We start from the raw sequence: 24022 nt of genomic DNA, 5'->3' as shown, positions 1-24022 counted from the left end.
AATTTCTAATGAGAAGGAGTGATTGCGAGTGTGTGGAATAACAGGATGGATTGATTGGCATCAAGATTTGACACAGCAAGTATTCATTGTGGAAAAGATGGCGAATTCATTGGCGAAGCGTGGTCCGGATGCTTCTAATGTATGGAGTTCGCGCCATCTGTTACTTGGTCATACCCGGCTTATAGTTGTCGATCCTGCCGGAGGTATACAGCCGATGTCAATAGAAAAAAACAACCATACTTTTACTATCGTATATAACGGAGAGCTTTATAATACAGAAGAAATTAGAAAGGAATTACTACAAAGAGGGTACTCTTTTCAGTCATATTCCGATACGGAAGTGTTACTGACGGCATATATCGAGTGGGGAGAAAATTGCGTTATGCATCTAAATGGAATTTTTGCATTTGCTGTTTGGGATCAACACCGAGAGCAGCTTTTTATGGCAAGAGACCGACTTGGTGTCAAACCTCTATTTTATCGTGAAGAAAACGAATCGCTCATATTTGGTTCAGAGATTAAAGCAATACTTGCACATCCAAAAGTGAAAAGTGAAGTGGACAGAGAGGGGTTTCAGGAAATATTTGGATTAGGTCCATCCCGGACTCCTGGTCATGGTGTCTTTCGGGGCATTAATGAACTTCGCCCAGCTCATGCATTAATTTACAATCGAAATGGACTGAAAACTTGGCGGTATTGGAATGTAGAAAGCAAAAAGCATCATCATACGTTAGATGAGACGGCTGAACAAGTAAAAATTCTTGTAAAGGATGCCGTTGAGCGCCAGTTAGTTGCTGATGTACCTGTTTGTACATTCTTATCTGGAGGAATTGATTCGAGTGCTATTAGTTCATTTGCTTCAGAATATTTTAAAAAAGAGGGACGCGGTACCCTTCATACGTACTCCATTGACTACGAGCACAACAATCAATATTTCAAAGCGAGTTCCTTTCAGCCTGATCAAGATGCACCATGGATAGAGAAAATGCAACAATATTTGGGGTCTATTCATCACTCGGCTATTATAAATAATGATCAGCTGGCAAATCTGTTGGAAGAAGCAGTGATGATGAGAGATTTACCTGGTATGGCAGACGTAGACTCATCATTGTTATGGTTTTGCGAACAGATGAAACAAGATTATACAGTTGCATTGTCTGGTGAGTGTGCGGATGAGATCTTCGGAGGATATCCATGGTTCTATAAAGAAGAACTGCTGCACGGAAAGGAGTTTCCGTGGATGCGGTCACAAACGGAAAGACAGCAGCTGTTGCTTCCACATTGGCAAAAGAAACTCGATTTGGAAGGGTATGTGAGGGATCGCTATAACGAAACGATTAGTGAAGTGCCTCTTCTAGGGGGAGAAACCCAAATAGAAGCACGGCACCGGGAAATGTCTTATTTAAATATGATTTGGTTTATGTCAACGCTTCTGGAGCGAAAAGATCGCATGAGTATGGGAGCAAGTTTAGAAGTACGGGTTCCATTCGCCGATCACCGAATTGTTGAATATGCCTGGAACATACCGTGGGAAATGAAAATGCTGAACGGCCAAGAGAAAGGAATATTACGAAAGGCTTTAGAAGGAGTACTTCCTAATGAAATTCTATACCGGAAAAAGAGTCCGTACCCTAAAACACATCATCAAACATATATGAAACTCGTAAAGACTAAGTTAAACAACATCCTAGATAATAAAACATCTCCCCTACTAGAACTTGTCTCAAAACAAAGAGTCAAGGACATCATCGATTCAGACGGATCCTCATTCAAAGTTCCTTGGTTCGGTCAGCTTATGACAGGCCCCCAACTCATCGCCCACCTATCCCAAATTAACATGTGGTTAGTAAACTACAACATAAACATCATTGATAACTAATCTCCTTCGTTCTTTATTGTTATTAAGTGGCCGCAAGCAGCAAACGTTTTATGTCAGTGACTCCGCTCATTTATATAGCTTGCTTGACGTGTGAATAAAGTAACCCCACGGGAATTAGCATAATCCTTGGGGTTATTATTCCCATATTATTTCGTTCAAAAGGTTTTTTCGCTTACCTTAAGAAAGAGAGGAAACCCCTGAGAATATAACCACAAAATGAACATGGATTTCAGGATATATTCATAATTAATTACTCCTTTGACGTAGCTAATGAAATTATAAATACTGCTGAATTTAATTGTATGAATTTATTAAGTAATATAGAATTAACTTATCATTATAATGAAAAATATAGTGGCAAAGGTTTCGCAAGAGAAACAGCGTAGTCTTACTTAGAAATTGCCGGAAATCATGTAGAAGTGCACGTGTACACAGCATCTGGAAGTCCTGATAGTCAAAGGTCACTAAAGGTATTGGAAAAGGTCGGCTTTACTTTTTTAGGTATGAAATGATTTGAGGATACGGGCCAGTATGAACCTAACTATGAGTATCCTTTTTAACTAATCATACATAAACTGTATTGGATACAACCAAAAAAAGCTTGATAATCCATTTTCTTTGTTGTAGGATATTAACTAATTCGATTTCAATGAATTTTAACTATACTTGTAACAGCGATGATAAAGACATGAATTGTTTTGATGGTTTCCAGAGAGGGAAGTATTGCTGAAATCTTCCTAACTTAGAAAAACAATTTACCACTTTTGAGCTGCATGAAGCCGTCTATGCTACGTTACAGCACCATGAGCAAACGCCATTGTTGGATGGTGTTAGAAATTTGGGTGGAATCACGAGCAAACACACTCGTCCCTTTACTAGGGATGGGTGTGTTTATTTGTATAGAAATATAACTGAATAACGATAAAAGCGATGACAAAGACATGAATTATTTTGATGGTTTCCAGAGAGGGAAGTATTGCTGAGAACTTCCTAACGCAGAAGATAATTTACCACTTTTGAGCTGTATTAGTGAAATGAAGTAACTAATTCCGTTAATGCTACGTTACAGCGCCATGAGTTAACACCATTGTTGGATGGTGTTAGAAATTTGGGTGGAATCACGGGTAAATCATACTCGTCCCTTTATTTGGGACGGGTATTTTTTTATACAAAAAATTGGATGGGGTGTTTTAAGATGAATGACAAGCAAATTGAGATTCGATTTCCAGACAGTAGCCGAAAGAATTTTCCTCTAGGTATTACATTAGCGGATATTGCACAGTCCATTAGCTTAAGTTTGAGAAAGAATGTTGTAGCGGGAAAAGTGAATGAACAATTATATGATTTATCACAATGCATTATGGAGGATGCTGCGATTACACTTTTCACAAAGGAATCGATAGAAGGACTCGAAGTTCTAAGGCACACAACTGCACATGTGCTAGGGCAGGCGGTTAAAAGACTTTATGACGATTCGAAGTTAGGGATTGGACCCATAATTGAACACGGTTTTTACTATGACCTTCTATCGGATACAAGCGTCACTTCGAATGATTTAGTAATGATTGAAAAAAAGATGCAAGCTATTATCGAAGAAGATTTGAAAATTGAACGTATAGAAGTCACGTATGGAGAGGCAGAAGAACTATTTGAGAAGCGTGGCGAATTGTTTAAGTTAGAACTATTAAAAGACATACCAGCGGACGAGAAAATTTCCCTTTATAAACAAGGAGAATTTATAGACCTTTGCCGCGGACCACATTTACCGTCAACTGGATGGATAAAAGCATTCAAGTTAACGCAGGTGTCAGGTGCTTATTGGCGGGGAGATAGTGATAATCAAGTGATGCAACGTATCTATGGAATTTCCTTTTTGAAAAAGAAAGACTTAGAACAGCATTTGTATTTTTTGGAGGAAGCAGAAAAAAGGGATCATCGAAAACTTGGAAAGCAACTTGAATTATTCATGTTCTCTGAGGAAGCACCAGGCATGCCGTTCTATTTACCGAATGGGCAGATAATACGCACTGAGCTAGAGAACTTTTCACGTGCACTTCAGACGAAGGCGGGGTACGCAGAAGTCCGCACGCCTTTCATGATGAATCAACGTCTGTGGGAGCAATCGGGGCACTGGGATCATTACCATGAGAATATGTATTTTTCAGAAGTGGAAAACGCAAAATTTGCGATGAAGCCGATGAACTGTCCTGGCCATATGCTAATTTTCAAAAATAGTCTTCATTCATACCGTGATTTACCAATACGTATGGCTGAATTCGGTCAAGTCCATCGCCATGAATTTAGTGGTGCTCTTAACGGACTATTAAGGGTTCGAACATTTTGCCAAGACGATGCGCATATTTTTGTGAGACATAATCAAATTAAAAGCGAAATAAAGCAAGTTATTCATCTTATTGATGAAGTTTATCGAACTTTTGGTTTTGAATATTCGATTGAACTTTCAACTAGGCCAGAACAATCACTAGGAAGTGATGAGATTTGGAATGATTCAGAAGAGGCTCTAAAGAATGTATTAGAGGATCTAGCGGTTACTTATCAATTAAATGAGGGGGATGGTGCATTTTACGGACCAAAAATTGACTTCCATATTAAAGATGCACTTGGACGCAGCCACCAATGCGGCACAATTCAACTCGATTTCCAAATGCCTGAAAAGTTTGACCTCACGTATATTGATGAAAACAACGAAAAAGTTCGGCCGGTGGTCATTCACCGTGCAATTTTTGGCTCAATCGATCGTTTTTTCGGCATACTGATTGAACATTTTGCAGGTGCTTTTCCAACATGGCTCGCTCCTAGGCAAGTACAAATTGTTCCTGTTTCAAGTGTACATTTGGATTACGCATTGTGTGTACAGTCCGTTTTAAGAAATGAAGGCATACGTGTTGAAATTGATCAGCGGAACGAAAAGTTAGGTTACAAGGTAAGAGAAGCCCAACTTCAGAAGGTTTCTTATACACTTATTCTTGGTGACAAAGAGGTTAGTGATGGAACGGTGAATGTTCGGGAATTTGGTAGTCAGAAAACGGAGTGTTTATCTATTGAAGGCTTTGCTTTGTTGATTAAACAACAGATAGAGCAGCGTGTCCTTTAAGAATCTCAAATCTTCGAAATTGTGAGTAGTTGGAATTGACGGTATAATTAGTTAAAAGTATATCTTTCCTATAAGTACAGGGGGGAATTGTCAATAGTAGAAGTTATACGTTTAAGACGTGAAATCACTAGTTTTCAGGAGAAAGAAATTCTGGGGACCTACTGGATCAAATCATAGATTCAGCTTTATGCACCTTGAGGGAATAATTTTCCTTCCCGTGAATTTATCGTCATTGAAAAACGTGGAAAAAGTGGCTGTTTTGAAAAACGACACCCTTCATGAAATGGCTGTCTACTGCGCAAGTGGCGATTATTGTGACTGGGCGACCTGGTATCAGTAAATAGTGGCTGCAAGATGCATCCATCGCGACAGCATTTATGTGGTTAGCTGCAACGGATCTACAGCTCGGCGTTGGGTTTGATGCTGTCTATCATTCAGAGGATGCAGAAGAGTCGAGGGTTCGTGAAACAGATGTGAGGGAAGCTTTAAACATCCCGTCAGACCTAAAATTGTTGCAATTCTAGGTCTTGGTTTTCCTATAGAAAAACCAAAAGTCAAAAAAATATTGAATCGAGATGATATCGTCCATTACGAATTATTTCAAACCGACATCGAATAATAAAAAATGCTTACCTGGATTAGTTATTTCAGTTCTGAGTAGGCATTTTTTAGTTGGGCATAGTTTGACGCATACGTTTACTTAATACTTATCTTTACTTTCCGATACTATTGCTATTATTTTTACGTAAAATGTAATATTAAATGCAACAAAACATAAAAGTCCCCATTAACCATGACTCAGGCGATGTTAGCGAGTTCTTCTAACAAGCACTCTTATGGCGTGCGGTAGTCTAGAATCTTTCTAGGTAGACGGTTGCGCCAGTCCTCGGCGTAACGGATTGTTTCTTCCACATCAGAGTTACGAAATCCTGCAGCAACTCACCTTCACAAGGCCGGTAATGCTCACTATTAATTATTTGAAGGTCCAACATAAATTTCATCCTTGCATCGTTTGCTTTCCCATCCCCTTCAGCATTATAATAATCTCCTCGATCACAATTTCCGGTTCATCGTGATGAATATAATGTCCGCTCCGACAAGCAATCCGGTGTTTGCTTGACGTTGACAGCCACTGGAAATCTACTTGCAGCCTTTGCTCAATTTCCAGTATTTCCTTATCAGGCCATTCCCCGTCACTCTTATCCGGTAAGCCTCTTGTGATAATTGAGAGAGGAATGTCACTTATTCGGAAATAATCAACGATTTGTTTATAACTCTGTACCTTATCGATCTTCTCACTATTTAACATAGGATTCTCGAAATATTCCCTATTTCCTGCAACCAACTTTTCAGGCAAAACCTTTTCATACGCAAGCTCTTTATATTCGGGCGCAGCATCAACCAAAATTATACCGGAAATGACCTGCGGATAAAGGCTTGCATACAATCTGGCGACCAAACCGCCAAAAGAATGCCCCACCAATACATAGGGCGGTTGGACCTCAAGCTCTAGCAACAATTCGGAAAGCTCCTCTACCAGATCAAGGCAAGTCCGCGGGGCGGATGTCACACGGCTCCTGCCAACACCCGCCCTGTCGTAAGAAAAGGTAGATGTTTCCTGAGATATTCGGCCTTGGACCTCGTTCCAAGTCTCACAACTATCGCCTAATCCAGCTATGAAAATTACGCTCGGTGTACTTTTTTGTGAATATTTACTGTACAGCCTGCGGTTATCGCAGGTATCAATTAACTTTTTACGTTGAATAGTCACTTTTAATCACCCATTTAAATTATAAGCTAAACACTATTAATTTTTCTACCTTAAATGCAATAAATCATGAAAGTACAGACGAACCGTTACTCAAGCTATATTGGAGAGTTCTTCTAAGAAGCATTCTTCAGGCGTTTGATACCCAAGAATCTTTCTAGGCAGGCGATTACACTAGTTTTCTGCATAGCGAATTGTATCTTCAGAAACTGAAGTGATTGTTTTCCACTTCGGGATAAAACGATGGATTAATCCATTATGGTCCTCATCCGTTCCACGTTCGCAAGATGTATAGGGATGGGCAAAGAAGACCTCTGTACCTTCACGGAAGACGGAAGTATTAAGTTCGGAGAATTCGGATCCGTTATCAGCGATAATTGTTTTAAACAGCTTTGCGAAGTTAGTCTCGTAGTTCACAGAAAGCAGCACTTACCGCTTAGCTACTCTTGGCAAGAATCCTTAAGGTGATCTCCTTACGGGTTTTACGTTCAGTAATTGTGAAAGGTGCCTCGTCCTGGCTCTTCTTTCCGATGGCAGTATCGATTTCCCAATCGCCGAATACTTCACGATCCTCGACTTCAGTCGGGCGCTCTTCGATACTACGACCAAGAACACGCTTGTTTACCCGGCTTCTTTTTGTTTTTGTGTTTAGGCGAACCTTCATAGGTAAATCAATATTTTTGACAGTGATGAGTCTGAGCTCAATATAGTTGTAAAATGTTTTTGTACAAACGCGTGCCTTATCAAAGAGATTGTTGCGCTACGCAAATCCGCAGACGTCGTCGGGTGACCACTCATCATTCAATATCTTAGCCTCTGCAAACTTGATAAATTCAATGGTTTCATCAAGCTTGGGTTTGGCACCGCAAGCTTTCTGATTTTCTTGGTATTTGACCTGGGCTGTCTCTGGGAAGTGGGCTTCGTACATGGTGCGGCCGGTTTTCAACTGTGTTACGGTACCACGCTTTAATTCACGCCAGATTATACTACGGTCATAGTCGATCGAGTTTGAGATGTCCTGCATGGATTTTCCCTTCGCCGTGAAGCGCTGCAATCATGCCTCGTTTATAGGTGCGTTTAAATGTGGTAGAATGTGTTTGTGCCATAGATAAACCTCCGTATTGATTGTGTTTTAGTCGACCTGATCATACACGGTTTGTCTGTGGCTTTTCATGTTTTAAGGTTGTTGCATTTGATTATACAACTAGTCAAAATAAGAAAGCTTGACTTGAAGGGAATGAAATTCATGGATGTTGTATTTAAAACTGAAAAAGCTGTATTTAATTATCGAGTAGCTGGAATTTGGATTGAAAATGGGCATGTTTTATTACATCGGGATGTAAATGAGTCGCAATGGTCGCTTCCTGGGGGAAGAGTTGAAATTGCGGAGGATTCGCAAAGCAGCCTTAAAAGGGAATTTCGTGAAGAATTGGGAATTGACGTGCATGTGGACCGAATGGCTTTGGTCATCGAGAATTTCTTTGAACATGGCGGGAGAGATTTTCATGAAATTGGCTTTTATTATGCGATAACATCAAAGGGGAATCCATCTTCATATAACGAAGCCCCTTTTCATGGCATTGAAGGCGAGCGATTAATATTTAAATGGACACCAATCAAAGAACTGAATGAAGTCGCATTATACCCTGAATGTTTACGTGCCGTTTTAAAAGATATGACGCCGTATATCCAACATTTTGTAGTTAAATAATAGAAGTTTATCAATCTTAATTCTAGTAAAATTGATTATTCTTTTAGAACAGGAAAAACTAAATAATGAGTACTTTGATAAGCGCTCATTATTCAGTTTTTTACATATATGATGGGACTTAGCTTGGAAGTCCTGCTTTAATCCCAAAAATAAAGAATATCATAGAAATTGCTAGTAGTTTAACGAAATACATTGTCGGGCACTCCAGTTCTTACTGTTACGACCAGTGCCCTGCGATAAATTCATCCCGACCAGAAAGTGCGCGGTCTTCTTCGTAATGCTCTTGTTCTTTTGCGTGATAATCCTGGTGATAGTCTTCTGCACGGTAAAATGTTTCAGTGGGACGGATTGGTGTCACAATCGGTTTAGAGAATGTACCGCTTGCACCAAGTTTATCTTTAGACGTTTCGGCAATTTGACGCTGCTCATCTGTATAATAGAAGATAGCTGTTGAATACGAATGTCCGCGGTCTTGGAATTGTCCATCTGCATCGGTCGGGTCGATTTGCTGCCAAAATACATCCAGTAATTTATCATAGGAAAAAACGGATGGATCATATGTGATTTCGACGACCTCTAAATGACCAGAGTCGCCCTTTTTGACATCTTCATATGTAGGATTCACAACATGTCCTCCCATATAACCGGATACGACGTCGTGGATACCGTCCCACTCTTTAAATGGTTTCACCATACACCAAAAACAACCACCAGCAAATGTGGCTTTTTCAACTATTTCTTTAGTCATCGTTACCAACACCCTTTCATTGCTTATAAGTAAATTGTATCATAATTAGAATAGTAGAAAATAGTTGTTTGCCTCTGTTTAGTACAACAGCAAAAAGAGCGCCTACTAAGCGCTCTTACAGTTGAGAGATGCTAATGAGCGGTTGAGATTGGATTGTTTTTTATATTAATAGATGAAGCTTGCGCCAATGATTATCAATAGTATAAAAAGCACAACAAGCAAAGCAAACGAGCTACCTTCTCCACCACCATGTTCACGTCCCATATCTTACACCACCTTTCTTCACCAACATCTATGTAACATATGCAGGGATGTAATGGGGGGAGTGGGGAACTGTTGTAAATCGACCATTATAGAATAAATATTAATGGATATAACTACATTAACAGACCTAGATCCGCGCAAAAAATAGTTAAGGTTAACCTCAAGGGCCCATCGTGTTATAATTGAAATAATTAGACGCAACCAAGAGACTTCCTGTTCGTCCTAATGGAGATATCACTTTTTGGAGGAATCAATAATGGAAGAACATTATGAAGGGCCAGTACCGAAAAGAAGAAGAAAGAAAAAACTTCGCATCGGCAGGGTCATCTTTTTAATAGTCACACTCTGTTTTATCGGAGCTGGGTTGTATTCATATACTGAATACAATGCGGGGAAATCGTTGGCAAAAAACAATGGGATTGACCCGGGTCCGTTTAAAGGGGATGCTACAGATCCGAAGTATACATCCGTTGAAAATTACTTACTGCTCGGTGTGGACGATGATGGCAGTGGGAAATCGCGGACAGATACGATGATGGTGCTATCTTGGGATAAGGGTGCTGGGAAGATACGGGTGATTTCATTTATGCGTGATATTTATGCGGAGATTCCAGCATACAAGTCGTATAAGTTAAATACCGCCTATTATCTCGGCAAACTGCAGACTACGAAAGACACGATAACAGGGATGTTTGGTGTCCCTATTCATCACTATGCAATTGTTGATTTTGCTAACTTTGAATCGATTGTTGATATTGCGTTTCCAGGCGGAGTAGAGATTGATGTTAAAAAAGAAATGTCAGAAAAGATTGGCGTTACACTTATGCCAGGAAAAAAACAGTTGAACGGCAAGGAATTACTTGGCTATGCGCGTTTTCGTGCAGATGAAGAAGGTGATTTTGGTCGAGTTGCACGACAACAAGAAGTAATCTCTGCGATGAAGGACGAAGCGATGCGACCAGGAATGATTGCAAATGTGCCGAAGCTTGCAGGAGCATTATCAGGTTTCATCAATACGGACTTAACGTCAAAAGACGAAATTTCACGTGCAATCTCCCTTATAATGAAAAAAGGTGCAGAAGTTGAAACGATGACTGTTCCAATAGAGGGATCCTATTCATTTAATTCGTATCCACACGCTGGATCTGTTATTGAAGTGGATAAAGTGAAAAATAAAGAGGCGATCTCAAAATTCCTTAATATGAAGTTGGATTAATAGCACAAACTTGACGAGAGTAGAGGATGCCCATGGAAGCTGATGAGAATAGAAATAAACCGATTTCGAATATAATTCGTTTTTTAGGTGGGCGTAGCACGTTGTTTGTTCTCATTTCACTATTATTGATTGGCTTAATCATACTTATTTTTAATCGGATTTCTTTCATTTTTTATCCGATTACTGTCTTTTTCTCGACGGTAGTATTGCCAGTCATTCTTGCAACAATTGCTTATTACTTACTAAGGCCCATCTTACGTTTATTAGAAAAAATCAAAATACCACGAATCTGGGGTATATTAATTCTATTCATCGGAGCCATGGGTCTTATCACCTTGCTGGTCTTTATGGTATTTCCATTCTTGAAAATACAGTTTAATAACCTTGTCGAAGACTTCCCTACATATTTCAGCCAGATGGTGCTGAAAATCGATGAGTTTTTAAGAACATCGATTTTCGCTTCTTATTATGAAAGTTTGGATATTAATGTAAAAAATATCCTTGAATCTGGGCAAGGGGATATCGGAAAGTATTTCACGGATGCGGTCGGTGGAATTGCAAGTGGTCTTAGTTCTTTCATTTCTGCTTTAACTGGTTTTGTTCTTGCAATTATTACGGTGCCCTTTATTCTCTTCTATTTATTGAAAGATGGGGAGAAGCTGCCACGTTACTTTGTTCAGATGCTGCCTCCGCACATGCGTAATGACGCTAAAACCATTCTTCGCGATGCGGATCACCAAATTAGTTCTTATATCCAGGGGCAAATTCTTGTCGCGATTTGCATTGGTGTCATGGTTTCAATTGGATTTCTTATCATCGGAATGAAATACGCGTTACTGCTCGGTGTCATTGCAATGTTTACAAGTGTCGTCCCGTACCTAGGACCGCTTATCGCAATTACTCCTGCAGTCATTATCGCTGTGGCATCGCCCTTCATGCTTATCAAGTTAGCAATCGTTTGGACAATTGTTCAACTCATCGAAGGGAAGTTTATTTCACCGCAAATTATGGGGAAATCATTGCATACACATCCGGTCACTATCATTTTTGTTTTACTCACTGCAGGATCGTTGTTCGGTGTGCCCGGTGTCGTTCTCGGAATCCCGGGATATGCACTCATTAAAGTTGGGGTAACACATTTATTTAAATTGTTCAAAATACGGTATAATAAACATGTAGCTGCTGAAGGCTTATATTATGAAGATCCGGATGGTCGAAGATTGGGGGAATAGAACATGGTAAGGCAGTTTTTATCAACGATTGAATATGGAGAAATGACCGTTAATACAAACGTCGATGGACCGAATGTCGCTTTTGGTGAAACACTTTCCGGCACGGTTTATATCGATGGGGATGCCAGTGATGAACTCGTCGATTTTATTGTGATTGAGTTGTTGAAACGGTCGGAAATTGATGAAGTGATTATTGCAAAACAATCTATTGAAATAATGAGTGACATCAAATCAAAAGAAACATGGATGATTTCGTTTGAAATGGTACCTGACGAGCGATGGGAGAGCGAATCGGAAACTCGAATCCAAACGCTTATTTTAAAGACCACGGTTCATCTCAAAAATGGAATTGATATCCAAGATGAAGGCGAAATTACATATACATGATATCCAACGCGTCCAACTATATGGACGCGTTTTTGCATTTCGCCAAAGCCACTCATATGCAAGGGATTGAATTTTCTATCAATACAGTTACTTATACTTTTCTTGCTGTATAATTGTAGAAAGAGTTGGTGGGGGGAATTCATTAATGGAAAAAATTATTCCTATTTTTCACTCGTTATCTAAAAGCATGCGTGGCATTCATAAGTCGAGTTGCAATGTGATTTCAATCGTTCAAAGTTCAATACTTTATGAGATTTCATTAATGAATAAACCGTCCATGCAAATGGTGGCTGAAGCTGTCGGTATGGACATCACGACGTTTTCCAGACAGATTGGTACGTTGGAGAAGAAAGAGCTGGTCGTCCGAACTCCTTATGAAGGAGACCGGAGAATATATTTATTGTCGTTAACTGGAAAGGGCAGTGACATGGTGGTGGCCATCAATGGAATCATTGCTTCCAAAATGGAGAATGCCTTGGCTTCTATGAATGACTTTGAACGTGAAACAGTCCTTCGCTCTATGCATGTATTGGAGGTAAAGCTGCGAGGGAACTAAGTAGTAATCAGGGATGAGGTGATTACTATGTGTGAAATTTGCATATTGCAAGTGATTAAATTGTCGATAAATTGCGGCATGTAAATTGATGAGGTAAATAATTTGCAAAATGCAAGTGAATAACTTCGCTTTTTTCATGAGGGTAGGTTGGTTTTGCTAATTATTTGTAGAGTGCAACTATTCTTTATATGTATACGAGTTACTAACTACTTGGTGTTTACGTATTAAGAATAATTTATGGACAGACCTTTTTAATAAGATTGATAAAGGAAAGGGTTCATACATTTCTAGCCGTTCATTCATGGTCTTTTTATTAACGAAATGTGTTTAAGTGACGGTTTGAATAGCTGTCACCAAACACTATTATAAGGTTTTTATAGCTTTTGCTTTAAATCTCGCTTGCTGAATTTCGTAATAAGTTTGTGAAGAAAGAATTCGCGATTAATTTATCAGTAGTAAAAAAAGAGGGACTTCAAAAAGAATAGTAAGGGACAAATCAAGAACGTCTAATCAGGCGTTCTTTTTAATTACCCAAAATAAGGAGTGATGGAATGGCTGACAGAGACGTTAAAATGATCATCTAACGGGCATTAAGACTTTTTTTAGCACAATGGCTAAAAATGACATGACTGAAGCTTTAGAATCCGCTAATTCGGCTTATTACAAGTTCGATAAGGGGGTAAGACGATATTGTATGTTGAACGGCACAGTGACTGTAGGAGTCCACATTGTAGTAATGGTAGCTTTGTTGTGGCAAAACATTCAATGGAAATACAGGAAATAGGCCGTTACCGAAAGGACGAGTAGTTCATAAAATAGTAGAAGGGAAAGAGGTGATTAAATGTTTGAAGTTTACGATGTAGTCTTAATTCCTCTGATATTGGGGATTGTGGAGTTGTTTAAAAGGGCTGGCGTGAGTAAAAAAGTGTTGCCGTTTATCGCTTTAGTAATCGGTATTGCTGTAGGTGTGATTTATGTGGCTGACTTTGATTTAAAACAGGGTATATTAGTTGGTGCAATGTTAGGGTTATCAGCCTCAGGATTGTATTCAAGTGCTAAAAACACTGTAGAGAAGAGTGACGAGTAATCGTTACTCTTTTTTAGGTGTAGCTTTGTTAAAATCTGATGAGAACGTACGCCCTTGCTTTGCTGGAATAAACAATAGAGAACGGAATTGTTTTGGATGATTTCCAAGGTAATGAATGTAGAAATCAGAAAGCTACTTACAGCGGGGCAATATAGGTTAAAAGAGTTTTTTTCTTACATAGAGGATTATTATCGAGGCTTCTCATGAGTTGTGTAAACTTTTGGGAACATTCTTTTTTCTTTTCTTGTGTTACGTGGAGATAGACATTCTTGGTGATTTGATCATCTGAATGGGCAAGTCTACCCATGATTTGTTCGAGTGCGACACTTGCTTCTGCTAAAAGTGAAGTGTGTGTATGTCTCAATGAGTGAGGTGTCTAGTCTTTGTTTAATTTTGTGATTGCAATAAGTCTAGCTATCCTGAGTTGTACCATTTTAATGACGATAGGATATCTTGGATGTCTCTCTGTTTTAGCAAAGATGAGGTCTTGATTATTGTAAGCATCACCTAACTGCTGAATGGTTTTTGCTTGAGTTTCTTTGTGAAGGCTCAAAGCTTTGATCACATCTTCATCCACAACAATTTTCCGTCTAGATTTTTTCGTTTTTGGTGTCACCAACTGAAACTGATTTCGTTTCCAATTAAAATGAATTAAATGTTATTACTTATATTAAAGAAGGTTGCTTTTCTATTATAGGTGGAGAAAGCTTTAATACGATATATGCTACAATATTAAAAAAGGTAAACTTTGGAGGCACACCACTGCAATGAGACTTATAACGAAATTAAGTTCTTGATATATCCTGTCAAGGACATATTAAGAAACAATGCTTTAATAAAGGAGTTGTATAAAATGAATGAAAATAAAGGTACAGAAATAAAACGCTCATCAAAAGCAGAAAACATTCTCCCTCAGATCAATAGTAAAACTAAGCTAGGCGACTTACGAAAAATCGCGAAGGACATTAAAAAAGATCACGAACTAGCTGTGGAACTTTGGTCAACCGAAGAGTTCTTGCCCAGACTATTAGCAATCTTAATTATGGACAAAAAACTTCTTTCACAAGATGTGCTAAATAAGCTTGATAAGGATATGCAAACTCACACTTTTGATGAGCGAAATAACTTAATGGATTGGTTAATGGCTAATCAGCTCACCAAAGACAAGAAGAAAATTGCATTGATGGAGTCATGGGGAAATAGTCCTTCTGCTCTTCAAAGGCGAGCTTTCTGGTATTATCAAGGGCGATTGAGATGGACTGGACAAACACCGCCTGATAACACCGCAGACTTGCTATCTGCATTAGAAGCTAATATTACGCAGGAAGAACCGGAAGTTCAATGGGCTATGAATTTCACCGCAGGCTGGATAGGCGTTTATGATGAAAAGAATCGCGCACGTTGTATTAAACTTGGTGAGAAAACGGGTATTTACAAAGAAGAAATAGTAGCAAAAGGATGTACTCCCAGCTATTTGCCAGAGTTCATTAGGATTGAAGTTAACAAACGACTTAATAATTAGTTACCTCTGAAAAATTCATTAGGGTTTGATGCAAAAAATAAAGGAATTCAAAGCCTCAATATGAAAATTGTAATAGGCTTGGACCGGAAAATAAAGAAAACAACGCGTTTTGGCATCTATTCATTCGTTAAAGGAGACGAATTGAGATGACTAGAAAGAGTAACACAACTGCAATAATTCAACTATCCAAAGAAAAGTCGGAGAAGACAAGAATTAAGGTTGAAAATACAATTTCAGAGATGACATTGAAAAAAGAGAAGATTAATTTTAATTCCGTTGCACAAAAAGCAAATGTTTCAAAGTCATGGCTTTACAAACAAAAAGATATTAGAACTAGAGTGGAGACATTAAGGGATGCAAATGAGTGAGTTAAACCCTCGAAAAACTAGTAAAAGTGTCCGTTCAGAGGAAGTATTAATAAAGACCTTAAAAAAACGTATAAAGGCACTAGAAGAAGAGAACAAACAATTAAAAGATCAAGTTCAAAAATTACATGGTAAGTTGTTTTAGCTTTTTCGGTTTTCTTACTTTTAAATAGAAATTCAATGAATAGGTAGTGTTTTTAGTGTGATTTTAAAATAAAACTATTTCCATATAGAGGTGGATTCTGTGGCTAAAATTGACAATGTACTAGTAATTCTATGGATGCTTAGTTCAGGTGAAAAAATTACTGCAAAACAAATTTCAGAAAAGCTAGAGATGAATATAAGAACTGTATATCGTTATATTGATACACTTTCAATAAGTGGTGTACCTATAATTTCAGACGCAGGACATAACGGTGGGTACACTTTATTGAACAATTTTATTGAAGCTCCACTTTTTTTTGATTTTGAGGAGCAAACCTCGCTATTTCACGCTGCTATTTTTGCAGAAGAAGCGGGATATTATGGAGGTGAAGCACTAAATAGGGCTATTTCAAAGCTAAGAAAATATTCGAATCAAGAGCAGGAAACAAAGATAAATCAACATTTAACTAGTCTTGAAGTAATAAGTCGATTAAGTTCCCTCGCTATGGAACCTTTTTTGAAGGAATTGGAGCAGGCCGTAGCTGACGGATACTCTGTAAAAATTCTATACTATAAAAGTGGCGAAGGGCAATCAAAGTATAGATTGGTGGATCCGTACAGGATTATTTATTGGAATAATAAGTGGTATGTGATTGGATTTTGTCATCTTAGGAATGATATCCGTAGTTTTAGAGTAGATCGAATGGAAAGTCTAATGTTAACCGAAAATAAGTTTAACCGACCAGAAAATTTTTCAGCACGTGACTTCTTTATGAAAAACCTTGTTCCAACTATAGAAGATAAGGAAGGGATTATTTCTTTGGTTATTAATGGAGATAAAAGGGCATTGGGTGATATTTGCCAACATTGGTTTTTAGGACATTATTTACAAGAGTGGACTTCAAATCAAGCAGTATTTCTCCTTGAGAAAGATATGATACATACATATGTACCTTATTTGCTTTTACCGTACGGTAAATCTATTCGAGTTATTGAGCCAATCAGTCTTAAGAAAAGGCTGGTTGAAGTTTTGTCGGAATTAATAAAATTTCATCAAATTTGTTAACTTCCCTGACGCTAGGTGTCAGGGAAGTCATGTTATATTTGGCTATATTAAATGTGATTGGAGTGTTATTGGATGCAAACAAAAAAAGTTTTTCTTTATGTATTTAATACAATGTCGGACTGGGAATATGGATATTTAATTGCTGAACTAAACTCAGGAAGATATTTCAAAAAAGATTTAGCACCATTAAAAGTAATTACAGTAGGAGGTAATAAAGAAATTATTACTACAATGGGAGGACTGAGCATAAAACCAGATATTTCCCTTGATGAGTGTACTCTTGAGAGTACGGATCTTATAATTTTACCTGGAGGGAATACTTGGGGAGAAGATATTCATCAACCTATTTTGAAAAAAATTGGCGAGGCTTTAAAGCTAGGCACTATTGTTGCTGCAATTTGTGGTGCAACTGAGGGACTAGCGAATGTTGGATACCTAGATTCTAGAAAGCATACAAGTAATGACTTAGAGTATATTAAAATGGTCTGTCCTAATTATAAAGGAGAAAAATTTTATGAGATGGAACCTGTAGTATCTGGCGAGAATTTGGTTACTGCATCAGGGGTAGCTCCTCTGGAATTTGCGATGGAAGTAATGAAGAAATTAGATGTATTTGCACCAGATACATTGCATTCATGGTATAACCTAAATAAGACTCATAAACCCGAATATTTTTTCCAGTTAATAGACTCAATAAGTAGATGAGCTAAAAAAATCAACTTAGCAGTTTAATATTAGTTTAAATAATTACCATGCTTTAGACGATGTCTAAAGCATGGTTTTTGTATATAACTTAAAATAAAGACCTTAAGAAGCAGTATAAATGCAACTTGATCTTTCATTCTTTTTACCTGTTTTTCATAAAATAAGTAATTTAATTATGCCGACTTTGAAGTCATGTAGTCAAAGCAAAGAGGTTGCTGTCAAAATATTTTTTCACTTTACTCTTGATATTATGAACACTCCGCAAAGGAAGAGAGTGTGAATAGATGCTAACATTTTGCTCACGCAATCAAATGAAAAACGCTTAATTCTCGTTAAAGATGTTACACCTCTGATTAGCTAAAACTTTGATATACCGTACTTTTAGAACACATCGTTAAAGATATTACACACTTTCACCTTACGGGCGGCATGATGTAAGAAGAATCTTGAACCCTTGATATGTAAGGATTTGTAAGGTGAGAATTAGAGTAATGTCTTCTTCAAATTTTAATACGATATTAAACTGCTATTTAGAGAAGATCTTTTGTAAGTTCACTGAACTCACAAAAGGTCTTTTCTTCGATGTTTTTTGGTCATATTAGCGTAAATGTGAATTGTTGTATTAATATATTGATGTCTGAATGACCTAATCGCTCTTGGATATCTTGTACGACTGCCCCCTGCTTCAATCTGAGGGAAGTATGCTTATGTCAAAAGTTATTCGCCCTATCATTCGTCTCTTTAATAAATCCTTAAAACTCTGTTTCTCTTTGATTTATTAAAATTACACACCTTTAAATTGATTAATTTTTTTAAAAAATCAAAATCCGCATTGACAGAATCTTCCCGGTTAAAGTACAATTAGACCACAGTCCAACTAGACTCTAGTCTAGTAATTAGAATGCATCTGTTTACTGACAGACTTTATTTATTGCAACTGAATCTTTAGCAACTAATCATCAATCACAAGAAAACACTTTCTCAAGGGGGATGAAAAATGAAAAAGGTAATTGAAAAAGAGGAATTAAGGGATTTAGTTAAAAGTGGCGATAAGTTATTAGTTGGCGGATTCGGTTTGTCGGGAACCCCATTAACAATTTTAGATGAGTTATTGGAAACTGACATCAAGAATTTGACAATTGTAAGTAACAATTTGGGAGATGACGGTCAAGGCTTACACAAATTATTCATGCAAGGGAAAATTAAGAAAGCGATTGGGTCATTTTTTACAACGAACAAAGAAGCAGTAATTGCTTGGCAAAATGGTGAATTAGAAATTGAATTAATACCCCAAGGAACACTTGCTGAGGCGCTTAGAGCTGGCGGTGCGGGCATTGGCGGATTCTATACAAAAACAGCTGTAGGAACAGAGCTGGCTAAAGGTAAGGAAGAGCGTGAAATTGATGGAGAACGTTATATTTTTGAAAAGGCCATTAAGGGAGATGTTTCACTAGTTAGAGCTAAGAAAGCAGATAAACTAGGTAACTTAATTTACCACACGACTGCGAGAAACTTTAATCCTATGATTGCGACGGCTGGTAAAATTGTCATCGCCGAGGTGGATGAGATTGTCGATGTTGGAGAATTAGACCCAGAATATATTGTGACACCACACGCTTATGTAGATTACATTATTGAAAGTAAATATGTAAAGAAAGGTGGCACATACGTTGGTTCAAAATAAAAGGTATTTAATCGCCAAACGCATTTCAGAAGAGTTAGAAGAAGGACAAATTGTAAATTTAGGAATTGGCATACCTACTTTAGTTACCGAGTATTTAGGAGGTAGGAAGATTTACTTACAGTCGGAGAACGGGCTGCTAGGCATGGGGCCTTCACCCATAGAGGAGAAGATTGACATAGATCTAATTAGTGCAGGTAAGGAGCCAGTGAGTATTTTAAAAGGTTCTTCATTTTTTAGTAGTGCTGACTCTTTTGGACTCATTCGCGGTGGTCATGTAGATGTTGCAATACTAGGAGTGTTGCAGGTTGATATAAACGGAGAAATTGCTAATTGGGCGGTTCCGAATCAACCAATTCTAGGTGTTGGTGGGGCGATGGATTTATTAATAGGAGCTAAGAAAGTCATTGTCGCGGCAACATTATTTAACAAACATGGAGAATCTAAGCTCGTCAAAAATCTAACATATAACACAAGTGGTATAAGGTGGGTAGACTTATTAGTTTCTGAATATGCTGTTTTTAAATTTACTGAAAATGGTGTTAAAGTGGTTGAAATACTTGAAGATATCACTATTGAAGCATTAAGTGAGAAAGTGGGCTTCGAATTAACGTATTTGAAGGACAAGGTACTAGAACGATAGAAAGCTTGGTTATTGAGATTAAGTTCTATTCAGTAGGAAAGGGTGAAACGTTTTGATTAAACAAGTTGGAATTCTTGGCGCTGGTACGATGGGTTTTGGGATTGCTTTTCAATTTGCACTTAATGGAACGAAGACGATGTTATGTGATCTATCTGAAGAAGCGCTTGATATTGCGAAGGGGAAATTCGGTATTTACTTAAAAATATTTCGTGAAGAGGGATATAACATTCCTATAAGTGTTGAAGAAGTTATGTCCAATATAACATTTACAACAAAATTAAATGATTTGGCAGACCGTGATTTCATCATCGAAAGTATTTCAGAAAATTTAGCATTGAAACAAAGGATCTTTCAAGAATTAGATGTTATTTGCGGGGAACAAACAATTCTAGCTTCTAACACGTCGAGTTTACGACTTTCAGAAATTACTGTGAATGTTGAGAAGCACAAAGATAGAGTAATGTTGACACACTTTTTCAATCCAGCCCATATCGTTCCTCTTGTAGAACTTTTAAGAACTGAAGAGACAGATGATAAGGTATTTAATGAAGTAAAAGATTTTTTAGAAGTGAATAATAAAGTAACGATTGAAGTTAAAAAAGAAGTAGCTGGCCTTGTTGCTAATCGGATTCAGATAGCACTTGCAAGAGAGGCACTTTCCTTAGTTGAAGATGGCGTGGTCAGTGAAAAAGATCTCGATACAGCTATTTTCGCCGGTCCTGGTTTTAGATTTTCTTCTAGTGGTTTAATGAAAATTATGGATTTTGGTGGGCTAGATATTTGGAACATAACCATTCGCGAATTACAGTCCAAAATTGAATCGAGTGACCGAAGTTACAAAATTATTGATGATCGAATTGAGGCAGGTGCATTTGGTGTGAAGTCTGGACAAGGATTTTACAACTATCCAGGCAAGGGCCTTGATGGTTATGTTATTGAACGTGATACGGACTTAATTAAACATTTACTAAGTACCTATCCAAGTTTAAAAAAGCAAAAGGAGGAAGCTAATAAATGAATACTTATATTATTGATGGTGCAAGAACTGCATTTGGTACCTTTGGAGGATCTTTAAAGGATATTAGCGAAGTCGATTTAGGAGTGATCGCAACAACACAGGCGATTAAGCGAAGTAGTATTCCAGTTACGGATATTGATGAAATTATATTTGGTAACATCATTCAAACGAATAAAAATTCAGCGTATTTGGCTCGACATATTGGCTTAAAAAGTGGTTTAGAAGAGAAATCTTCGGCATTAACATTAAATCGACTTTGCGGATCAGGTTTACAGTCGATTGTATCTGGGGCACAGTCCATTGCTTTAGGGGATGCAAATGTAATCGTAGCGGGTGGGACAGAAAATATGAGCTTATCCCCACATGTATTAAGAAGTACACGTTTTGGATCACCAAACAAGGCGCCAATTGTTGAGGACATGTTATGGGAGACGTTAACAGATAATCATGTTGGATGTGGAATGGGAATGACGGCTGAGAACCTAGCAACAAAATATTCGATTTCGCGTGAAGAACAGGATCAATTTTCCGTAGATTCACAAAACAAGGCAATTGCTGCAAGAAATAGTGGTCGTTTTGCAGAAGAAATCGTCCCGGTTAGATTAAAAGGTAGAAAAGGTGAGGAAATCATCTTTGATAGGGATGAGCATATTCGTGAAGGCACATCTGTAGAAGGTTTAGCCAAGTTGATGCCTGCTTTTAAGAAGGAGGGAACTGTCACGCCAGGTAATGCTAGTGGAATTAACGATGGGGCGGCTGCTGTATTATTGGCATCTGAGGAATATATATACGAACATAATATAAAACCGCTTGCGAAAATTGTCTCGTGGGGCGTTGCAGGGGTAGATCCTAGTATTATGGGAATTGGTCCTGTACCAGCTAGCAAAAAAGCTTTAGAAAAAGCAGGTTTAACACTTGAAGATATTGATTTATTTGAGCTAAATGAAGCTTTTGCAGCTCAGTCTTTAGTGGTAATTAAAGAATTAGGACTTGATGCGAGTAAAGTTAATGTTAATGGAGGTGCTATTGCTCTAGGCCATCCGGTCGGCTCAAGCGGGACCCGTATTACATATTCATTAGCTTTAGAGTTAAAGAAAAGAGGAGCTAAGTATGGTCTAGCTTCACTTTGTATCGGTGGTGGACAAGGTATTGCCATTATTATTGAAAATACTGAGGCTTAAATAATTCAATTCTATCAAATAAAAACATAAGTGCTAATTGCAATCGATGGCAATATGTATGAAGAAAATGTATTTGGTTGCTAATGATGAAAGCGTTTTCGTTAGATTAGGCGTGTGGAAAGGCATTAACTCATCAATCGCAGATGTTGTTTTTTATGCGACGCTAGTGATCAACTCTCAGTAAATAGTAAGGAGGCTGATTATTATGTAAGGGTTTACACGCTTTTGGGATTGGTATCTTGGATATATTTGTTGGTCACAGAATATTTCTTAATACTAAACTTAACTTTGTTATCAGAAAAAAATGAGGGGGATTAAGATGAGAAAAAAACTTGTTAGTTCAATTCTTTTAAGCGTTTTATTACTTGTTACCGCTTGTAGTAATGAAAAAGAAGGTAGTAGTTCACCTAAAGAAGGTAATAGTTCACCTAGTGAAATAGTAATTGGTAATATCGGAGCGATGAGTGGAACAAGTGCTGTACTTGGGAAAGCGCAGTCACAAGGAGTAGAACTTGCGGTAAAAGAAATTAATGAGAATGGAGGTATCATGGGCGCTCAGGTGAGAATCGCCACACGTGATGATGAGGCTGACCCGACAAAATCCAAAACATTTGTGGAGGAATTAGTGGACAAGGAAAAGGCAAACTTTCTGATTGGACCTACAAATTCGACTCCAGCAGCAGCTTCAATGGCATATCTTCAGGAAAGTAAAGTTATTTCTATGTTGCCAGTAGCGACAGGTACAAATCTTATCAGCAAAGACAATCCCTATGCTTTTAGAATAACGCCGTCTAATGCTACACAGGCAAAGGCTCTTGTCAAAATTGCAGTAGAGAAAAAATATAAGAATATTGCTTTGGTTGCTGATACCTCTGCCCTTGGCGTGGATGGAATTGCTGTTATGGAAGAGACGCTAAAAGAATATGGCGTTGAGCCTACTATAATAGCTACTTATAAGTCGGATGATCCAGACATGACGCCTATCGCACAAAAAATAAAAGAGGCTAACGCAGATGTTGCACTGTTCTGGACCTTAGGAGCTGACGGGGCAAAGATTGTAAGGTCTCTGGAACGAATCGACTATATTGATAAATTGAATATTTTAGGCTATACAGGAGTGGCCATGCCAAACTTTAAGGAACTGGCTGGCCCTGGAGCTAATAAAGTGTCAGTTATTTCTATGAACAACTGGGCAGTGGCTTCTGGTAAAACAGAGTTAGAGCCAAAATATTGGGAGATATATCAAAATATTATTAATGAATACGGCGAATATGAAAAACGTGATACAAACCCTACTTCCGTAGTACCAAGTTATGAGGCAGTTTATTTACTAAAGTGGGCAATTGAAAAAGCAGGTACAATTGATACCGATGAAGTTAAAAAGGTATTGGAAAATAGTGTGGAGGAATTCGAATCGGTTTTTGTAAAACAATATGCCTTTTCGGAGGAATCTCACGAGGGATACCCTTTAGCAGAATTGGATATGGCCAGCATCTCAGAAATGTTTAATGGCGATCTTTATATAAAAAAATAGTTTAGAACTATATGATGTCGGTCTCCTTAATTTTTAATGTGATCCTTCTTTATCTGGTTAGCTGACAATGATGAGCAGTATTAGGGTAGTGAAGGAATTTGGGGAGGCCAACTTAACTTGGGTTTTATGTAAGTGGGAGACTTATCCTTTATATATGACCAGGAAATCAATAAAAGAAAATCTTATATAAGTTTAAATTT

At 37.9% G+C, this 24022-nt stretch carries 22 protein-coding genes, 2 pseudogenes and 1 other annotated feature; of the genes and pseudogenes, 18 read left to right on the top strand and 6 right to left on the bottom strand.

Annotated elements, in window-relative coordinates; genetic code table 11:
• Positions 1-28: 28 nt before the first annotated feature.
• The 3 genes from asnB to ACP8HG_RS06505 all read left to right on the top strand — a co-directional run bounded on the left by asnB (position 29) and on the right by ACP8HG_RS06505 (position 5518).
• Positions 29-1879 (top strand): asparagine synthase (glutamine-hydrolyzing), encoded by a 1851-nt coding sequence (gene asnB, locus ACP8HG_RS06515; RefSeq protein WP_354313117.1) that lies wholly within the window; start codon positions 29-31, stop codon positions 1877-1879.
• Positions 1880-2800: 921 nt separating this feature from the next.
• Positions 2801-3025: a binding site (T-box leader), on the top strand.
• A 49-nt stretch (positions 3026-3074) separates the two neighbouring features.
• Positions 3075-4994: a threonine--tRNA ligase gene (gene thrS / locus ACP8HG_RS06510; RefSeq protein ID WP_342538252.1), complete on the top strand. Its 1920-nt coding sequence runs from the start codon at positions 3075-3077 to the stop codon at positions 4992-4994.
• 377 nt (positions 4995-5371) lie between these two features.
• Positions 5372-5518, top strand: coding sequence for a hypothetical protein (locus tag ACP8HG_RS06505; protein WP_156476029.1), 147 nt, complete (start codon positions 5372-5374; stop codon positions 5516-5518).
• A gap of 473 nt (positions 5519-5991) precedes the next feature.
• Here ACP8HG_RS06505 and ACP8HG_RS06500 read toward each other — a convergent pair whose 3' ends face one another.
• The gene (locus ACP8HG_RS06500) at positions 5992-6765 is read right to left on the bottom strand and encodes an alpha/beta fold hydrolase (RefSeq protein ID WP_187044882.1); all 774 of its coding nucleotides are present in this window, start codon (positions 6763-6765) and stop codon (positions 5992-5994) included.
• Positions 6766-6855: 90 nt separating this feature from the next.
• A pseudogene (locus ACP8HG_RS06495) lies at positions 6856-7868 on the bottom strand (IS30 family transposase).
• Between the two features lie 86 nt (positions 7869-7954).
• On the opposite strand from ACP8HG_RS06495, the gene ACP8HG_RS06490 reads away from it, so the two are divergent.
• Entirely contained in the window at positions 7955-8473 is a 519-nt protein-coding gene (locus ACP8HG_RS06490) for an NUDIX hydrolase (protein WP_255428430.1), read from the top strand.
• Between the two features lie 217 nt (positions 8474-8690).
• Here ACP8HG_RS06490 and msrA read toward each other — a convergent pair whose 3' ends face one another.
• A complete protein-coding gene (gene msrA, locus ACP8HG_RS06485; RefSeq protein ID WP_187044881.1) occupies positions 8691-9221 on the bottom strand; it encodes a peptide-methionine (S)-S-oxide reductase MsrA in 531 nt (176 codons plus the stop codon).
• A gap of 165 nt (positions 9222-9386) precedes the next feature.
• Positions 9387-9485: a YjcZ family sporulation protein gene (locus ACP8HG_RS06480; protein ID WP_082786576.1), complete on the bottom strand. Its 99-nt coding sequence runs from the start codon at positions 9483-9485 to the stop codon at positions 9387-9389.
• Between the two features lie 256 nt (positions 9486-9741).
• On the opposite strand from ACP8HG_RS06480, the gene ACP8HG_RS06475 reads away from it, so the two are divergent.
• The 5 genes from ACP8HG_RS06475 to ACP8HG_RS06455 all read left to right on the top strand — a co-directional run bounded on the left by ACP8HG_RS06475 (position 9742) and on the right by ACP8HG_RS06455 (position 13963).
• Positions 9742-10701 carry an LCP family protein gene (locus tag ACP8HG_RS06475; RefSeq protein ID WP_067209453.1) on the top strand — a complete coding sequence of 320 codons (960 nt, stop codon included), beginning with the start codon at positions 9742-9744 and terminating at the stop codon, positions 10699-10701.
• A 26-nt stretch (positions 10702-10727) separates the two neighbouring features.
• Positions 10728-11933: an AI-2E family transporter gene (locus ACP8HG_RS06470; protein ID WP_187044880.1), complete on the top strand. Its 1206-nt coding sequence runs from the start codon at positions 10728-10730 to the stop codon at positions 11931-11933.
• Between the two features lie 3 nt (positions 11934-11936).
• Positions 11937-12320: a sporulation protein gene (locus ACP8HG_RS06465; protein ID WP_067209440.1), complete on the top strand. Its 384-nt coding sequence runs from the start codon at positions 11937-11939 to the stop codon at positions 12318-12320.
• 145 nt (positions 12321-12465) lie between these two features.
• The gene (locus ACP8HG_RS06460; RefSeq protein WP_067209437.1) at positions 12466-12876 is read left to right on the top strand and encodes a MarR family winged helix-turn-helix transcriptional regulator; all 411 of its coding nucleotides are present in this window, start codon (positions 12466-12468) and stop codon (positions 12874-12876) included.
• A gap of 841 nt (positions 12877-13717) precedes the next feature.
• Complete coding sequence (locus ACP8HG_RS06455) at positions 13718-13963, top strand: hypothetical protein (RefSeq protein ID WP_067209436.1); 246 nt, start codon at positions 13718-13720, stop codon at positions 13961-13963.
• 136 nt (positions 13964-14099) lie between these two features.
• On the opposite strand, the gene ACP8HG_RS06450 is transcribed toward ACP8HG_RS06455, so the two are convergent.
• Together ACP8HG_RS06450 and ACP8HG_RS06445 are read right to left on the bottom strand one after the other, a co-directional pair.
• Positions 14100-14327: a tyrosine-type recombinase/integrase gene (locus ACP8HG_RS06450; RefSeq protein ID WP_438298378.1), complete on the bottom strand. Its 228-nt coding sequence runs from the start codon at positions 14325-14327 to the stop codon at positions 14100-14102.
• Positions 14328-14339: 12 nt separating this feature from the next.
• Positions 14340-14540, bottom strand: a complete 201-nt coding sequence (locus ACP8HG_RS06445) for a hypothetical protein (protein ID WP_354313108.1) — start codon at positions 14538-14540, stop codon at positions 14340-14342.
• 276 nt (positions 14541-14816) lie between these two features.
• Here ACP8HG_RS06445 and ACP8HG_RS06440 point away from each other — a divergent pair, with 276 nt between their 5' ends.
• From ACP8HG_RS06440 to ACP8HG_RS06400, 9 genes and pseudogenes are all read left to right on the top strand, one after another.
• Positions 14817-15485, top strand: coding sequence for a DNA alkylation repair protein (locus ACP8HG_RS06440; protein WP_438298377.1), 669 nt, complete (start codon positions 14817-14819; stop codon positions 15483-15485).
• Positions 15486-15631: 146 nt separating this feature from the next.
• Positions 15632-15995, top strand: a pseudogene (locus ACP8HG_RS06435) (DUF6262 family protein).
• A gap of 99 nt (positions 15996-16094) precedes the next feature.
• Positions 16095-17060, top strand: coding sequence for a helix-turn-helix transcriptional regulator (locus ACP8HG_RS06430; protein WP_187044879.1), 966 nt, complete (start codon positions 16095-16097; stop codon positions 17058-17060).
• 72 nt (positions 17061-17132) lie between these two features.
• The gene (locus tag ACP8HG_RS06425; protein ID WP_438298376.1) at positions 17133-17765 is read left to right on the top strand and encodes a type 1 glutamine amidotransferase family protein; all 633 of its coding nucleotides are present in this window, start codon (positions 17133-17135) and stop codon (positions 17763-17765) included.
• A 997-nt stretch (positions 17766-18762) separates the two neighbouring features.
• Positions 18763-19449, top strand: a complete 687-nt coding sequence (locus tag ACP8HG_RS06420) for a CoA transferase subunit A (protein WP_342538247.1) — start codon at positions 18763-18765, stop codon at positions 19447-19449.
• A complete protein-coding gene (locus ACP8HG_RS06415; protein ID WP_438298375.1) occupies positions 19436-20089 on the top strand; it encodes a 3-oxoacid CoA-transferase subunit B in 654 nt (217 codons plus the stop codon). The genes ACP8HG_RS06420 and ACP8HG_RS06415 overlap by 14 nt, the downstream gene beginning before the upstream one ends.
• A gap of 52 nt (positions 20090-20141) precedes the next feature.
• On the top strand, positions 20142-21107 hold the full coding sequence (locus tag ACP8HG_RS06410; RefSeq protein WP_399632400.1) for a 3-hydroxyacyl-CoA dehydrogenase family protein: 966 nt from the start codon (positions 20142-20144) through the stop codon (positions 21105-21107).
• Entirely contained in the window at positions 21104-22288 is a 1185-nt protein-coding gene (locus tag ACP8HG_RS06405; RefSeq protein ID WP_438298374.1) for an acetyl-CoA C-acetyltransferase, read from the top strand. The genes ACP8HG_RS06410 and ACP8HG_RS06405 overlap by 4 nt, the downstream gene beginning before the upstream one ends.
• 319 nt (positions 22289-22607) lie before the next feature.
• Positions 22608-23822, top strand: coding sequence for an ABC transporter substrate-binding protein (locus ACP8HG_RS06400; protein ID WP_438298373.1), 1215 nt, complete (start codon positions 22608-22610; stop codon positions 23820-23822).
• The last annotated feature ends 200 nt before the right edge of the window (positions 23823-24022 follow it).

Source organism: Sporosarcina sp. FA15, assembly GCF_051550195.1.
In the GTDB taxonomy this organism is placed as follows: domain Bacteria; phylum Bacillota; class Bacilli; order Bacillales_A; family Planococcaceae; genus Sporosarcina; species Sporosarcina psychrophila.
This window is presented reverse-complemented; position numbering and strand designations above follow the sequence as displayed.

What these genes read in the sequence shown, in the direction of transcription:
- thrS (WP_342538252.1), top strand. Translation starts at nt 3,075, where the DNA reads ATGAATGACAAGCAAATTGAGATTCGATTTCCAGACAGTAGCCGAAAG.
- ACP8HG_RS06505 (WP_156476029.1), top strand. Translation starts at nt 5,372, where the DNA reads ATGTGGTTAGCTGCAACGGATCTACAGCTCGGCGTTGGGTTTGATGCT.
- msrA (WP_187044881.1), bottom strand. Translation starts at nt 9,221, where the DNA reads ATGACTAAAGAAATAGTTGAAAAAGCCACATTTGCTGGTGGTTGTTTT.
- ACP8HG_RS06480 (WP_082786576.1), bottom strand. Translation starts at nt 9,485, where the DNA reads ATGGGACGTGAACATGGTGGTGGAGAAGGTAGCTCGTTTGCTTTGCTT.
- ACP8HG_RS06475 (WP_067209453.1), top strand. Translation starts at nt 9,742, where the DNA reads ATGGAAGAACATTATGAAGGGCCAGTACCGAAAAGAAGAAGAAAGAAA.
- ACP8HG_RS06470 (WP_187044880.1), top strand. Translation starts at nt 10,728, where the DNA reads ATGCCCATGGAAGCTGATGAGAATAGAAATAAACCGATTTCGAATATA.
- ACP8HG_RS06465 (WP_067209440.1), top strand. Translation starts at nt 11,937, where the DNA reads ATGGTAAGGCAGTTTTTATCAACGATTGAATATGGAGAAATGACCGTT.
- ACP8HG_RS06460 (WP_067209437.1), top strand. Translation starts at nt 12,466, where the DNA reads ATGGAAAAAATTATTCCTATTTTTCACTCGTTATCTAAAAGCATGCGT.
- ACP8HG_RS06455 (WP_067209436.1), top strand. Translation starts at nt 13,718, where the DNA reads ATGTTTGAAGTTTACGATGTAGTCTTAATTCCTCTGATATTGGGGATT.
- ACP8HG_RS06440 (WP_438298377.1), top strand. Translation starts at nt 14,817, where the DNA reads ATGAATGAAAATAAAGGTACAGAAATAAAACGCTCATCAAAAGCAGAA.
- ACP8HG_RS06425 (WP_438298376.1), top strand. Translation starts at nt 17,133, where the DNA reads ATGCAAACAAAAAAAGTTTTTCTTTATGTATTTAATACAATGTCGGAC.
- ACP8HG_RS06420 (WP_342538247.1), top strand. Translation starts at nt 18,763, where the DNA reads ATGAAAAAGGTAATTGAAAAAGAGGAATTAAGGGATTTAGTTAAAAGT.
- ACP8HG_RS06405 (WP_438298374.1), top strand. Translation starts at nt 21,104, where the DNA reads ATGAATACTTATATTATTGATGGTGCAAGAACTGCATTTGGTACCTTT.
- ACP8HG_RS06400 (WP_438298373.1), top strand. Translation starts at nt 22,608, where the DNA reads ATGAGAAAAAAACTTGTTAGTTCAATTCTTTTAAGCGTTTTATTACTT.